Source organism: Burkholderia sp. SCN-KJ, from assembly GCF_024656005.1.
Lineage (GTDB): Bacteria > Pseudomonadota > Gammaproteobacteria > Burkholderiales > Burkholderiaceae > Burkholderia.
On the sequence record NZ_JANKOG010000022.1, the window covers coordinates 120,062 to 133,647 of the forward strand.

The window sequence follows — 13,586 nt, forward strand, 5'->3', positions numbered from 1 at the left end:
GAAGTGGCGGGGTGCTCAATACGCGCCGGACAGCAGCGCGCCGGCGCCGGGCACGATCGGTTCGAGATCGAGTTCGCGCAGCATTGCGTAGGTCGTCGCGATCGCGGCCGTGATCACGGGCTTGCCCGTCATCGCCTCGACTTTCGCGACGGCCGGCAGCGACGGCATCTGCACGCACGCGGACAGCACGATCGCATCGGCGTCCTGGTACGGCAGCGTCTTCACGATGTCGGGCAGGCGCGCCGGGTCGTGGCGGCCGACGTCGAGGTTGTCGGGGATCTCGAGCGCGCGATACGCGATCACGTCATAGCCTTCGTTGCGGATGTAGTCGACCACGAGCTCGGTCAGCGGCAGCATGTACGGCGCGACCACCACGATGCGCTTCGCGCCGATCACCTTCAGCGCATCGACGAGCGCGCCCGCGCTCGTCAGCACCGGCGCTTGCGCGCCGTTGTCGGCCGTGTGCTCCGTGAGGCGCGCCTGCGACACGCGGTGATAGCCGTGGCCCATCGCCATGATCGCGACGAGGCACGCGTAGCCGAGCACGTCGACGCGCGCATCGCTCAGTTCCACCGCGCAGCGGTCGGATTCGGCGTCCATCGCCGCGAGTTCTTCCTTGACGACCTTCTTCATCCGCATCCGGCTCGAGTGATACGTGAAGCGCTCGGGCCGGATCGCCTCGCGCAACCGCAGCATCGCGGGAATCTCGGTTTCCATCGTCGTGTTGGAACTCGGCACGATCTGGCCGATGCGGTAGGTCTTGCTCATGACGGGAGGCTCCGTGTCGGTAAGGGTGGGGCGGCACGCTGGCGCGGGGTCGCCTGGTTTCGGGGAAAGTCTAGTGTGTACATTTGAAAATGACAATGGGTCAAAATGATTCCTTCCGGGCAAATATCGTTTATTAACGGACATTTTTGAGGTTTTATTGGTGTTTTCCCGGATGTGTCGATCACCGGAAATAATCCCCTTGTCTTGAATAAATTGAGTGTGTACGCTACATAAACGCCATTCAATCCGCCCGTTCTCGTGCCGCGTTCGGCGCCGGGCTCACGATCAGGAGATCCGCATGAGCAAACCCCGTATCGCAATCATCGGCGCCGGTCTCGGCGGCACGGCCGCCGCGGCGCTGCTGCAGCGCGGCGGCTACGACGTCGCGCTGTACGAGCAGGCGCCGGCGTTCTCGCGCCTCGGCGCGGGCATCCATCTCGGCCCGAACGTGATGAAGATCATGCGGCGCATCGGCTGCGAGGACGCGCTGGAGACGATGGGTTCGCATCCGGATTGCTGGTACAGCCGCGACTGGCAGACGGCCGACGTACTGTCGCGGATTCCGCTCGGCGACTACGCGCGCAGGACCTACGGCGCGAGCTACCTGACCGTGCATCGCGGCGATTTCCACGCGCTGATGACGCAGGCGGTGACGCCCGGCACGATCCGCTTCGGCAAGCGGCTCGCGGCGGTGGAGGACACGGGTGACGCGGTGCGCCTGACGTTTGCCGACGGCAGCGTCGAGACGGCCGACATCGTGATCGGCGCGGACGGCGTGAACTCGCGGATCCGCGAGCACCTGCTCGGCGCGGAGCCGCCGCGCTATACGGGCTATGTCGCGCATCGCGCGGTGTTCCCGGCCTCGCTGCTCGGCAACAAGCCGTACGACATGTGCGTGAAATGGTGGTCGGAGGATCGCCACATGATGGTCTACTACGTGACGGAGAAGCGCGACGAGTACTACTACGTGACCGGCGTGCCGCAGGCCGAGTGGCCGGAAGGCGTGTCGATGGTCGACAGCAGCCGCGATGAAATGCGCGAGGCGTTCGCCGGCTTCCACGCCGACATCCAGCATCTGATCGACGTGTCGCCGTCGATCACGAAGTGGCCGCTGCTCGAGCGCGACCCGCTGCCGTTGTGGAGCCGCGGCCGTCTCGTGCTGCTCGGCGACGCATGCCATCCGATGAAGCCGCACATGGCGCAGGGCGCGGCGATGGCGATCGAGGATGCGGCGATGCTCGCGCGCTGCCTCGACGAAGTCGGCATCGGCGATTACGCGGGTGCGTTCGCGCTGTACGAGGCGAACCGCGCGGCACGCGCGTCGAAGGTGCAGCTCGTGTCGCACAACAACACGTGGCTGCGCACCAACGAGGATCCGTCGTGGGTGTTCGGCTATGACGTGTTCGACGTGCCCCTGGTGTCGCCTTCGCCTTCGCGCGGCAACGTGGCGGCCGTCGCCTGACGCGCGTGCGGTGTCCGCGCCGGATGCCGCGCCGCCGTATCGGGGATCGATGCGGCGGTACGCATTTCGGCGTGTTATACGTGAGCGGTGCGCGCGACGCCGGCCCGTCGCGAGCCGGCGGTCGTGCCCGCTGCCGGCCCCAAGTCACGGCCTGCCGGCCTGCCGGCCCGCGCCCCGCATTCCGGATCCCTTCATGTCCCATCCCGCTTCCCCGTCGCGGCCGCTCGCGTTTCGCGTGAACGGCACGCCGCACACGTTCGACGCCGCCGCGCCCGACGCGCCGCTGCTGCTGGTCCTGCGCAACGACTGCGCGCTCAACGGCCCGAAGTACGGCTGCGGATTCGGGCAGTGCGGCGCGTGTACGGTGCTGGTCGACGCTCAGGCGACGCGCGCGTGCGTCGTGCCGGCCGCCGCCGCGCACGGGCGCGACGTGACGACGCTCGAAGGGCTCGGCTCGCGCGACGCGCCGCATCCGATCCAGCGCGCGTTCATCGACGAGCAGGCCGCGCAGTGCGGCTATTGCCTGAACGGCATGATCATGAGCACGAAGGCGCTGCTCGACCGTAATCCGTCGCCGGACGATGCGGCGATCCGCGACGCGCTGCGCTTCAATCTCTGTCGCTGCGGCACGCATCTGGAGATCATCCGCGCGGTGCATCGGGCCGCGCGCTATCTGCGGGACGACGGCGATGAAGCATGACCTGGGCGTGCCCGCGCGGCCCGAAGCCGATGCAAGCGATGTACGGCTCGATGTGCGGCACGATGAAGCGGCGGCCGGTTCGGCGCGCCGTGCGGACGACGCGGCGCGCATGCACCGCGCGCGCTACGCATGGCCGATCGGCGATGCGCGTGCGCACGCATCGTTCGAACTCGAAACGCGGACCGCCGCCGATGGGCGGATGACGACGTGGCGCTATCGCGCGCAGGCCGGCGCGACACCGGATGCGCGGCGCGCGGCGGCGCAGCGCGGGGCATCGGCTCCGTCGTCGCCGTTCGTCTATCGACATGCGCAGACGTCGATCGAGATGGCCGACGTCCACCACGCGATTCCCGGCCACGCGCACGCATTCGCGCGCGAGTCGTTCGTCGACGAACTGGCCGGTGCGCTGCGGCGCGATCCGGTCGCATTGCGCCTGCAGCATCTCGATGCGTCGCGCGATGCCGGGCCGCGCGAGATCATCCGGATGGTCAGCGAACGCGCGGCGTGGGGCGAACCGGCCGAGGGCCGAGCGCAAGCAGCGGCGCAGGACCGCCTCAGTGGGCGCGGTTTTGCATTCGACGGTGCGGGCGCGCTCGAGGCGCCGTCCGCGGGCGAAAACCCGCACGCGGACGCGGGCCGCGACAACGACCGCGACAACGGTCGCGACAACGACCCGCACTGGTCCGCATGGGTCGTCGATCTCGACGTCGATCGCGCGACGGGCGACGTCGCGGTGCGCCGCGTCGTCGCCGGGCAGGGCGCGGGCGAGCCCGGGCAGGCTTCGATGGCGGGCTTGCCCGCGTGGCAGATCGAGGCGGCGATTTCGCGCGTGATGGGCGCGCGGCTGTCCGCACGGCCGGCGCATGACGAGACCGGCGGCGATGTCGCGCCGGATACGATCGCGCATGAACTCGTCGCGTTCGACGACGCAGAGCCGGGCGTCGGTCGCGCGCAGTCGCTGTCGGCATACGACGCACAACGGATCGAACAGGCGGCCGCGCCGGCGGCGGCCGCGATCGCGAACGCGCTGTATGACGCGACGGGCGTGCGTTTTCGCGCGCCGCCGTTCGACGCCGCACGCATTCGCGACGCGCTGGCCCGGCCGGAGCCGGCCGATGTCGGCGAGCGCAGTTCCGGCGCGCCGCGCCGCGCGTCATCGCGCTGGCGCCGCTGGCTGGCCGGTGGCGGCGCGGGCGGGGTCGTCGGCGGGCTGATCGGGCTGGCCTGCGCGGTCCTGCCGGGCCCGGCCCCGATCGCCCCGATTGCCCCGGTCGCACCCGGCGGCGCGGACGGCGCGATGTGGAGCGCGGCGACGCTCGAACGCGGCCGCCTGATCGCGCTCGCCGGCGATTGCGCGGTCTGCCATACCGCGCCGGGCGGCGCGGCCAATGCGGGCGGTCTCGCGCTCGACACGCCGTTCGGCACGATCTACACGACCAACATCACGCCCGATCCGGAAACCGGTATCGGCGCATGGTCGTATCCGGCGTTCGCGCGCGCGATGCGCGAAGGCATCGGGCGCGACGGCTCGCATCTGTATCCGGCGTTTCCGTACACCGCGTTCGCGAAGCTGAGCGAGCCCGACCTGCTCGCGCTGTATGCATACCTGATGTCGCAGCCGCCGGTGAAGCATGCGCCGCCGAAGACGAAGCTGCCGTTCCCGCTCGACCAGCGGCGCCTCGTCGCCGGATGGAACTGGCTGTTTCTCGACGCGCGGCCGTTCGTGCCGGATCCGGCGCGCTCCGTGTCGTGGAATCGCGGCAAGTATCTGGTCGATGGCGCCGGGCACTGCGGCGCGTGCCATACGCCGCGCAACGCGCTCGGCGCGGAACGGGGCGCTCGCGCGTATCTGGCCGGCGGCGAGGCCGAGGGATGGGTCGCGCCGCCGCTCGTCGCGTCGCCGGCGTCGCCGGTGCCGTGGACCGAAGGCGCGCTGTTCGACTACCTGCGCACCGGCTTCTCCGCGCAGCACGGCGTCGCGGCAGGGCCGATGGCGCCGGTCGTCGCGGGGCTCGCGGCGCTGCCTGAATCGGACGTCCGGGCGATCGCGCATTATCTGGCGTCGCTGTCGCCGCCCGTCGATGCCGCGGTGGCCGTCGACGCGGCGACCCGCCATGCACGCGGTGCGGAAGCGGTCGCGACGCTCGGCCTCGAGAGCGGCCGGCGCGCGTTCGATGCCGCGTGCGCGGTCTGTCACGCGGAGACGGGCGGGGTCGGGCATTTCGGCGTGCGTCCGCTGATGGGGCTCAACACGAGCGTCAGCCAGGCGACGCCCGACAACCTGCTGCGCGTGCTGCACGACGGGATCGACCATCCGGCCACCGACGGGCTCGGCTACATGCCCGGCTTCCGCGACGCGTTCGACGACCGGCAGATGGCCGAGCTCGCCGCATACATCCGCGCGCGCTATGCGCCCGGCCAATCGGCGTGGCGCAGTCTGGAGGAGGCTTCGGCGAGAATCCGGCAGGCGCGTGCGCACTGACCGGCGCGCCGGCCGATGCCGGTCGCCGGGCAGAAACCGTGCGTCGGCCGGGAAGCCGGGAAAAGCGACACGCTGCGCAACGACGGGCGTGACGCGGGCCGTAAATCTTGCCGGCAGCACCCATCGTTTAACCATTCGAAACAATGTGTTCACTGAAAGGGGCATGATCTCCGGCGATCGGGCAGGCATACTGTCGCCTATGTTGCTCAATGCCGTCGAATCGACGCGCGCTTGCCCCCCCATGTCCATTGCTCTATCTTTTCGATCCCTGCGAGGGTTGACCATCGCGGCCGTTGCATGCTTGCTCGCCGCATGTTCGACCGCTTCCGACGTGACCACGACGTCGAATCCGAACGTCTTCACCGTGACGACGCGCACGCTCGGCGTGTCGACGACGTGGGCCGACGCCCATGCAAAAGCTGTCGACGAAGCGACCAACTACTGCACGCAGCGCGGCATGCGCGCGAGCCTGAAGCAGGAGTCGGTGACCGGCGGCCGCCGCGTCGACGCGCGCTCGGAACTCGCGTTCGAGTGCCATCCGACCTTCGAGACCGCGTCGAACCCGCGCGGGTAAGCGCCGCGCCGCCTGCGCCGTCACGGCGCTTCGGCAAACCTTGCTCCGGATGTGAACCGACCCGCGATGCCGTTGACGGGCAGCGCGGGCCGTCGCACGTCCGCCGGCCGCGTTATGCGGGCTGCGCCTCGTACAGCTTCACGCACGCGGAGAAGTCGAGCGTGCCGAGCCCCTGCTGGCTCATCGACTGATAGAGCTGCTGCGCGAGCGCGCCCATCCACACCGGCTGCCGTGCGCTGCGTGCGGCTTCGGTCGCGAGCCCGAGATCCTTCAGCATCAGGTTCGCGGCGAAACCGCCCGAGTAGCCGCGCGCGGCGGGTGCCGTGTCGTTCACGCCCGGGTACGGGTTGTAGCTGTCCGAGCTCCAGCAGCGGCCGGTCGACGTGTTGACGATGCCAGCCAGCACGGCCGGATCGATGCCGAGCGCGGCGCCGAGCGCCATCGCTTCGGCCACGCCCATCATCGAGATGCCGAGCAGCAGGTTGTTGCAGATCTTCGCGATCTGCCCGGTGCCCGTGCCGCCGCAGTGCACGACGTTCTTCCCCATGTCGAGCAGTACCGGGCGGATGCGCTCGAATAGCGCGCCTTGCGCGCCGACCATGAAGGTCAGCGTGCCGGCCTGCGCGCCGCCGGTGCCGCCCGACACCGGCGCGTCGGCGAGCGGGAAGTCGCGCTGCGCGGCGGCGTCGGCCACCGCGCGCACGGTGCCCGGATCGATCGTGCTGCAGTCGACGAACGTCGCGCCGGCACGCGCGCCGGCCAGCACGCCGTCGTCGCCGAGGTAGACCGCGCGTACGTGCTGCGCGGCCGGCAGCATCGTGATCACCAGCGACGCGCGGGCGGCCGCGTCACGCGGCGACGCGGCCGCCGTCGCGCCCGCGCGCACCGCCGCGTCGACCGCGTTCGCGTCGAGGTCGAACACCGTCAGCGCGTGGCCGGCCTTGAGCAGGTTGGCGGCCATCGGGCCGCCCATGTTGCCGAGTCCGATGAATGCGATTTCCATGTGCAGGCTTCCTCGATCAGCGCAGCGCGATCGTCGTGTTCACGCCGCCGGCCGTCGCGTCGTCGTCGAACCAGCGCGCGGTGACCGTCTTCGTCTGCGTATAGAACTGCACGACCTGCTTGCCGTACGGGCCGAGATCGCCGAGCTTCGAGCCGCGCGAGCCGGTGAAGCTGAAGTAGGGGACCGGCACCGGGATCGGGATGTTGATGCCGACCTGGCCGATGTCGATCTCGCTCTGGAACTTGCGCGCGGCCGCGCCGCTCTGCGTGAACAGGCCGACGCCGTTGCCCATCGGGTTGCGGTTGACCAGCGCGATCGCGTCGTCGAGCGTGTCGGCTTCGAGCACGACCACCACCGGCCCGAAGATTTCTTCCTGATAGATCGACATGTCGGTCGTCACGTTCGAGAAGATCGTCGGGCCGACGAAGTTGCCCTGCTCGTAGCCGGGCACCTTCACGTCGCGGCCGTCGAGCAGCAGCGTCGCGCCTTCCTTCACGCCCGCATCGATCAGCGACAGGATGCGGGCCTTCGCCGCCTTCGACACGACCGGGCCGACGTCCGTGCCGGCTTCGGCGCCGGCGTTGACCTTCAGCGCCTTCGCCTTCTCGACCAGCTCGGGCAGCCAGTCGCGTGCCTGGCCGACCAGCACGACGACCGATGTCGCCATGCAGCGCTGGCCGGCCGCGCCGAAGCCTGCGCCGACGAGAGCGTTGATCGACTGCTCGCGGTGCGCATCGGGCAGCACGACCGCGTGGTTCTTCGCGCCCATCATCGACTGCACGCGCTTGCCGTGCTGGCTGCCGAGGTTGTACACGTGCGTGCCGACGCGCGTCGAGCCGACGAACGAGATCGCCTTGATGTCCGGATGCGTGCACAGACGGTCGACCACGGTCTTGCCGCCGTGCACGACGTTCAGCACGCCCTGCGGCACGCCGGCCTCGATCGCGAGTTCGACGAGCTGCATCGTCGACAGCGGATCCTGTTCGGACGGCTTCAGCACGAACGTGTTGCCGCACACGATCGCCATCGGGAACATCCACAGCGGGATCATGCCGGGGAAGTTGAACGGCGTGATGCCCGCGCACACGCCGATCGGCTGGCGCAGCGTGTAGGTGTCGACGCCGCCCGCGACGTTCTCCGCGAATTCGCCTTGCTGCAGCGTGCCGATCGAGCACGCATGCTCGACCACTTCGAGGCCGCGGAAGATGTCGCCCTGTGCGTCGGGCAGCGTCTTGCCCTGCTCGGCCGTCAGCGTGTGCGCGATCCGTTCGAGATTGCGGCGCACCAGGTCCTGGAACTTCAGCATGATGCGCAGCCGCGCGCCGATCGGCGTCGTCTTCCAGGTCTGGAACGCGCGTTGCGCGGACGCGATCGCGGCATCGACCTCGTCGAGCGTCGCGTACGGCACGCGGCCGATCACTTCCTGCGTCGCGGGGTTGACGATGTTGCCCCATTCGGCGCTTTGCGATTCGACGAACGCGCCGTCGATCAGCAGCTTGGCGGTGGGCAGGGCGAGGGTAGTCTGGGGAACTGCGGCGTTCATGGAACTCTCCGGGAAACGGTGGTGCGAAGAAAAAACGTGGGCTGCGTCCGTCGCGCGTGCGGCCGCGGCGGACGGCAGGTCGAACTGAAACCGGGGCGATGCGGATCGATGCGGGCCGATGCTTACGCACGCGCCGGCCGCATCAACGCGGTACACGCGAGCGCGAACACGCCGAAGCCGACGAGGTACGCGATCACGTAGTGCGGCTGGCCGCCGCCGGCCTTGAGCAGCGACGTCGCGATCATCGGCGCGAAGCCGCCGCCGATCACGCCGGCGAGCTGCACCGACAGCGAGATGCCGCTGTAGCGGATTTCCGCCGGGAACTGCTGTGCGAACAGCAGCGACTCCGGCGCATACAGGATCGGGAACACGATGCCGAGGCCGAGCACGATCGCCCACCATGCGGTCGACGTCTGCTGCGTGCCGAGCATCAGGAAGAACGGCGCCGCGAACAGGCACATCAGCACGAGGCCGATCGCGAACATCCGGCGCTGGCCGATGCGGTCGCTGAGATGCCCGCACAGCGGCATCGTGACGAGCGACAACGCCGCGCCGGCCGTGATCGCGTGCAGCATCTCGGCCTTCGGCAGATGCAGCTGCTGCGTCGCATACGCGAGCGCGAACGTGACGACCATGTAGAACCAGGTGTTCTCGGCGGCGCGTGCGCCGACGATCGTCAGCACCTCGCGCGGATGGCGGCGCAGCGCGGCCGTCACCGGCGACTTCTCGGCCTTGCCCTGGCGCTGCATCTTCTCGAAGTCCGGCGACTCGGGCACCTTCGCGCGGATGAACCAGCCGAGGCCGACCAGCGCGATGCTCGCGAGGAACGGCACGCGCCAGCCCCACGACAGCATGTCGGCTTCCGGCAGCGCGGCCACCGCGGCCATCGCGACCGACGACAGGATCAGCCCGAGCCCGACGCCCGTCTGCGGCAGGCTGCCGAACAGTCCCTTGCGGCCCTTCGGCGCGTGCTCGACGGCCATCAGCACCGCGCCGCCCCATTCGCCGCCGACCGCCATCCCCTGCAGGAAGCGCATCGCGATCAGCAGCGCGGCGGCCCAGTAGCCGATGCGGTCGTACGACGGGATCAGCCCGATGATCATGCTCGGCACGCCCATCAGCAGCAGCGTGATCATCAGCATCGACTTGCGGCCGATGCGGTCGCCGAAGTGGCCGAACACGATGCCGCCCATCGGCCGGCCGATGAAGCCGACCGCGAACGTGCCGAACGCGGCGAGCGTGCCGACGACGGGGTCCAGCGACGGGAAGAAGATGCGGTTGAACACGAGCGCTGCGGCGGTGCCGTAGAGAAAGAAGTCGTACCACTCGATCGTGGTGCCCGCCATGCTGGCCCAGCCGGCCAGCAGGTAGTGCTTCGCGGTGCGGGCGGGCGCCGGCGTCGCGATGGCTGCATGCTCATCGAGGGTGGATCGCGTCTGCATGGTGTCTCCGGTTTTATTGCCCGCGGCTCATGGTCCGCAGGTCACGGTCGAGTATAGTTATGCGCAGATCCATGATGTACCGACAAGAAAACCGGTTGGATGTGCATTTATGCATATCGACGGCCGGCCCCGAGACACCCGCCTTTTTTTCCCGCCGATGCGACACGCCACCGAGCCGGTTTCCGGCAACCTGAACTGGGACGACTTGCGCTTCTTCCTCGAAGTCGCCCGCACGCAGCGCGCGAGCGGGGCGGCGAAGCGGCTCGGGGTCGACTACACGACCGTCGCGCGGCGCATTCGCGCACTCGAGGCCGCGCTGGGCACGCTGCTGTTCGACAAGTCGCGCTCGGGCGGCTTCACGCTGACTGCCGAGGGGCAGCGGCTCGTCGCGTATGCGGACGCGATGGAGACGACCGTGCAGTCCGCGTGCGACCAGGTCGCGAACACCGGCGAGGCGCTGTCGGGCCACGTGCGGATCGGGTCGACCGAAGGGTTCGGCTGCTTTTTCCTCGCGCCGCAGCTCGCGCGGTTTCGCGTCGCGCACCCGCACGTGACGGTCGACCTGCTGCCGGTCCCGCATTTCGTCAACCTGCCGAAGCGCGAGGCCGACCTCGCGATCACGCTCGAGCGGCCCGAACGCGGGCCTTACGTGGTCACGAAGCTGTGCGACTACCAGTTGCGGCTCTACGCGACGCGCGACTATCTGGCGAGTCATCCGCCGATCGCCTGCACCGACGATCTCGCGCGGCATGCGTTCATCAGTTACGTCGACGATCTCGCGTTCAGCAGCGAACTGCTGTACCTCGAGCGCGCGGTGCCCGGCGCGACGGCCGGGCTACGCACGACGAGCGTGATCGCGCAGGTGTTCGCGGCGCTGCAGGGCGGCGCGCTCGCGATCCTGCCGTGCTTCATGGCGGCCACGCAGCCGGCGCTGGTGCCGGTGCTGCCGGACGACGTGGTGGTCACGCGGTGCTTCTGGCTGACGTGTCGCGAGGATCTGCGCAAGCTGCGGCGCGTGACGGCGCTGTGGGATTACCTGCGCGCGGCGGCGGACGCGAACCGGGCGTTGTTGATGGGGGAGTCGGAGCGGCTCCGGTTCGTCGGGGATCCGGAATAGCGGGGCTGGAGGCGGCGGTGATTTGCGCAGCGGGCGGGTCGGGGTTCACGCGGTTCCAGGTGCACCGCGTTGCGGCACACCCGCGGCGGCGTCACGCGAGCGCGGCGAAGGGGCCGCCGCCAGGCAGCCGGCCGCCTGGGCGTGCCTAGGCGTAATAGATTCGCCCGACATCCGTGTCGCGTAATCGTCCGGTGCGTTCGGCGTTGTCGAGCGCATCGCCGAAATCGCGCGCGCACAGGTCCGGTCGGCCCAATGCAGTGAGGATGCGCGACACGCGCCACGCGGGCAGCCAGTCCGACCATGCAAGGCGCACGCCGATGAGCAGTGCCAGCATGACGCCCAATGCGAACGGTCCGCCGAGCAGCGTGAGAACGACGAGCGTTGGATCGGAAAATCCGCTGTCGCTGGTCCAGATGCCTAGCAGCATGAGCGGGATCAGGAAACAGGTCATGCCGATGAACATCCATTTCCACGCGAGCCAGAGCGTGTGCGTCAGCCCGGCCAACCCGGTGTCGCCGCACGTGTAATCCATGACCATGTGGCGCCGGTCCGGAGACGACAGCGCAAGCAGGCGGCCTCGGCGATCGACCACGGCAACAACGTCGTCGCCGGCGTCGAAGCACTGTCCGCCGAGGAAGCCGCGGTACGTGTTTCCGCCGATTTCGATTTCGACCGGGAGCTTCGCGAACAGGATCCTGCCGTTTTTCCCGACGGTGACGTAGGCGTTTTCCGATGCGAAGGTCTTGCTGCCGCGGATATTCGCATACGACCATGTCGCCGGATGCTCGACCTTGTCGGCCGCGGCGTTCAAGCTGGCCAGGGCGAGGTCTTCGTCGGCTTGCTGAAACACCAGCGCATTGGCGGCGGCACCGTTGCCGGTGAGCGCCGCGGCAATCGGCACCACATAGTGCGTGAACCGGTAGCCGAGCGATTTCTTCCGGGCTTCGGGATCGACGGGCGGCACCTGATGGCGCGCGGCGTCCTCCCGATCGGGACGCTCCAGAAAGCGCATCGCGGTGAGCTTGCCTGCTACCAGACGCAGGGATGACGACATAGGCCGGGGCTGAACGGGGTCGGGGTTCGGAGTCTACCAGCCGGCACTCAACCCGGACAACCGAGCCGATCCGCGAGTTCGTTCAGATCCTTGACGTCGAAGTCCCACGCGTCGTCGGCTTTCAGGTCGGTCGTCTGGTGCGGCCCGTGTTCGGTCGGCCGCAGCACGAACGCGGTCGCGAGCCCGAGTCGCCGCGCGGCGGCCAGATCGCCGTTGTGCGCGGCAACCAGGCACAGCTCGGCCGGCTCGAGACCGAGAATCTCGACCGCTTCGGTATAGACCCTCGGCGACGGCTTGTACGCGTGCGCGACTTCGGCGCCGAGAATCGCGTCCCACGGCAGGCCGCCGTGCTTCGCGACGTCGATCATCAGCCGGATGTTGCCGTTCGACAGCGGCGCGATCACGTAGCGCCGCTTCAGCCGCTGCAGCGCCGAGACGGAGTCGGGCCACGGATCGAGCCGGTGCCACGCGAGGTTGAGCGCGTCGATCTCCGCGTCGGGCACGCCGTCGATCCCGTAGCGGTCGAGCGTGCGCACCAGGTTCTCGCGGTGCAGCACGTCGAGCCGCACGTAGCGCCTGCGCCCGCTGCGGATTTCCTCCATCGACGGCGCATATTCGCGGCGCCACGTATCGGCGAATTCGAACGGATCGCGATCCGGCGCATGGCGCGCCAGGAACGTGGCGGCTTCGCGTGCGACGCCGCTTCTCCAGTCGACGATCGTTCCGAACACGTCGAAAACGAGCGCCTTGATGTCGGCAGGGTTAGTCATGGGATTTTCGTGAAGGTCGGTCGAGGAGGACGCGACGCGCGCCGTGGCGGCAACGCGCGACGCCGGTTCGAATGACATTGAATCACGTATCGGCAAAGACGGCTGGCGGCGTCGCGGCGATGGCGGCGCGCGGTGCGGCATCGAGGGTGCGTGAGGGTTCACGAGGGCGAGGCGGAGCGGGGAAAACCGGTATCGCACCGCCCGTCACGGGCCTTCGGCCATGACCTTCGGCACATTCCTGCCCGCGTGCGCGGCGCCTACGCTGGGCAGGTCGCCGGTGCGTGCCGGCGGCGTTCCCCAACCAACCGACGAGGACATGCCATGCCGACCATTTCAGTCTACGGGTTCAATCCGGACGGCGGCCCGAGCGCGCTCAGCGCGCAAGCGACGCGCGACAACCTCAACGAGGACCATCCGGCGTGGGCCGTGACGCTGGCCTACACCGCGAGCACCACGACGGCCGTCTTCACGTCGGCCACGGCGTCCGACGCGGATCTCAGGGCCGCGCTGGAGACGGCGTATCCGCCGGCAAGCTACCACGTGGTTTAGGTATCGCGGGTGCCCGCCCGGGCCGGCCCGGGCGGGGTCGTTCATGTGGCGCAACGCGCGCTGGCGGCTGCGACGCGGGCCGGGTTCGCGCCGCAAGCGCGGCGCGTGCGGACGTGCGGCAA

At 69.2% G+C, this 13,586-nt stretch carries 12 protein-coding genes; 6 read left to right on the forward strand and 6 right to left on the reverse strand.

The window, feature by feature from the left end; genetic code table 11:
* Window positions 1-15: 15 nt before the first annotated feature.
* Window positions 16-768 (reverse strand): Asp/Glu racemase, encoded by a 753-nt coding sequence (locus NQV17_RS29385; protein ID WP_257774958.1) that lies wholly within the window; start codon window positions 766-768, stop codon window positions 16-18.
* Between the two features lie 298 nt (window positions 769-1,066).
* On the opposite strand from NQV17_RS29385, the gene NQV17_RS29390 reads away from it, so the two are divergent.
* From NQV17_RS29390 to NQV17_RS29405, 4 genes are all read left to right on the forward strand, one after another.
* Window positions 1,067-2,230 (forward strand): FAD-dependent monooxygenase, encoded by a 1,164-nt coding sequence (locus NQV17_RS29390; RefSeq protein ID WP_044843894.1) that lies wholly within the window; start codon window positions 1,067-1,069, stop codon window positions 2,228-2,230.
* 193 nt (window positions 2,231-2,423) lie between these two features.
* A complete protein-coding gene (locus NQV17_RS29395; protein WP_044843895.1) occupies window positions 2,424-2,930 on the forward strand; it encodes a (2Fe-2S)-binding protein in 507 nt (168 codons plus the stop codon).
* Complete coding sequence (locus NQV17_RS29400; protein WP_374692768.1) at window positions 2,920-5,412, forward strand: c-type cytochrome; 2,493 nt, start codon at window positions 2,920-2,922, stop codon at window positions 5,410-5,412. The genes NQV17_RS29395 and NQV17_RS29400 overlap by 11 nt, the downstream gene beginning before the upstream one ends.
* A gap of 241 nt (window positions 5,413-5,653) precedes the next feature.
* On the forward strand, window positions 5,654-5,986 hold the full coding sequence (locus NQV17_RS29405) for a hypothetical protein (RefSeq protein WP_044843897.1): 333 nt from the start codon (window positions 5,654-5,656) through the stop codon (window positions 5,984-5,986).
* A 112-nt stretch (window positions 5,987-6,098) separates the two neighbouring features.
* Here NQV17_RS29405 and mmsB read toward each other — a convergent pair whose 3' ends face one another.
* From mmsB to NQV17_RS29420, 3 genes are all read right to left on the reverse strand, one after another.
* Entirely contained in the window at window positions 6,099-6,989 is an 891-nt protein-coding gene (gene mmsB / locus NQV17_RS29410) for a 3-hydroxyisobutyrate dehydrogenase (RefSeq protein WP_257774959.1), read from the reverse strand.
* 16 nt (window positions 6,990-7,005) lie between these two features.
* Window positions 7,006-8,532 (reverse strand): CoA-acylating methylmalonate-semialdehyde dehydrogenase, encoded by a 1,527-nt coding sequence (locus tag NQV17_RS29415; protein WP_257774960.1) that lies wholly within the window; start codon window positions 8,530-8,532, stop codon window positions 7,006-7,008.
* 122 nt (window positions 8,533-8,654) lie between these two features.
* Window positions 8,655-9,974 (reverse strand): MFS transporter, encoded by a 1,320-nt coding sequence (locus NQV17_RS29420; protein ID WP_257774961.1) that lies wholly within the window; start codon window positions 9,972-9,974, stop codon window positions 8,655-8,657.
* 157 nt (window positions 9,975-10,131) lie between these two features.
* Between NQV17_RS29420 and NQV17_RS29425 the strand changes: the two genes are divergently transcribed.
* Complete coding sequence (locus NQV17_RS29425; RefSeq protein ID WP_257774962.1) at window positions 10,132-11,091, forward strand: LysR family transcriptional regulator; 960 nt, start codon at window positions 10,132-10,134, stop codon at window positions 11,089-11,091.
* Between the two features lie 145 nt (window positions 11,092-11,236).
* Here NQV17_RS29425 and NQV17_RS29430 read toward each other — a convergent pair whose 3' ends face one another.
* Complete coding sequence (locus tag NQV17_RS29430; RefSeq protein ID WP_257774963.1) at window positions 11,237-12,145, reverse strand: hypothetical protein; 909 nt, start codon at window positions 12,143-12,145, stop codon at window positions 11,237-11,239.
* Window positions 12,146-12,192: 47 nt separating this feature from the next.
* The gene (locus tag NQV17_RS29435; protein ID WP_257774964.1) at window positions 12,193-12,915 is read right to left on the reverse strand and encodes a haloacid dehalogenase type II; all 723 of its coding nucleotides are present in this window, start codon (window positions 12,913-12,915) and stop codon (window positions 12,193-12,195) included.
* A 321-nt stretch (window positions 12,916-13,236) separates the two neighbouring features.
* On the opposite strand from NQV17_RS29435, the gene NQV17_RS29440 reads away from it, so the two are divergent.
* The gene (locus NQV17_RS29440) at window positions 13,237-13,464 is read left to right on the forward strand and encodes a hypothetical protein (RefSeq protein WP_257774965.1); all 228 of its coding nucleotides are present in this window, start codon (window positions 13,237-13,239) and stop codon (window positions 13,462-13,464) included.
* Window positions 13,465-13,586 lie beyond the last annotated feature (122 nt).

Coding starts and splice junctions, on each gene's coding strand:
- NQV17_RS29430 (WP_257774963.1), bottom strand. CDS start 12,145: ATGTCGTCATCCCTGCGTCTGGTAGCAGGCAAGCTCACCGCGATGCGC.
- NQV17_RS29395 (WP_044843895.1), top strand. CDS start 2,424: ATGTCCCATCCCGCTTCCCCGTCGCGGCCGCTCGCGTTTCGCGTGAAC.
- NQV17_RS29420 (WP_257774961.1), bottom strand. CDS start 9,974: ATGCAGACGCGATCCACCCTCGATGAGCATGCAGCCATCGCGACGCCG.
- NQV17_RS29425 (WP_257774962.1), top strand. CDS start 10,132: ATGCGACACGCCACCGAGCCGGTTTCCGGCAACCTGAACTGGGACGAC.
- mmsB (WP_257774959.1), bottom strand. CDS start 6,989: ATGGAAATCGCATTCATCGGACTCGGCAACATGGGCGGCCCGATGGCC.
- NQV17_RS29385 (WP_257774958.1), bottom strand. CDS start 768: ATGAGCAAGACCTACCGCATCGGCCAGATCGTGCCGAGTTCCAACACG.
- NQV17_RS29400 (WP_374692768.1), top strand. CDS start 2,920: ATGAAGCATGACCTGGGCGTGCCCGCGCGGCCCGAAGCCGATGCAAGC.
- NQV17_RS29415 (WP_257774960.1), bottom strand. CDS start 8,532: ATGAACGCCGCAGTTCCCCAGACTACCCTCGCCCTGCCCACCGCCAAG.
- NQV17_RS29435 (WP_257774964.1), bottom strand. CDS start 12,915: ATGACTAACCCTGCCGACATCAAGGCGCTCGTTTTCGACGTGTTCGGA.
- NQV17_RS29390 (WP_044843894.1), top strand. CDS start 1,067: ATGAGCAAACCCCGTATCGCAATCATCGGCGCCGGTCTCGGCGGCACG.
- NQV17_RS29405 (WP_044843897.1), top strand. CDS start 5,654: ATGTCCATTGCTCTATCTTTTCGATCCCTGCGAGGGTTGACCATCGCG.
- NQV17_RS29440 (WP_257774965.1), top strand. CDS start 13,237: ATGCCGACCATTTCAGTCTACGGGTTCAATCCGGACGGCGGCCCGAGC.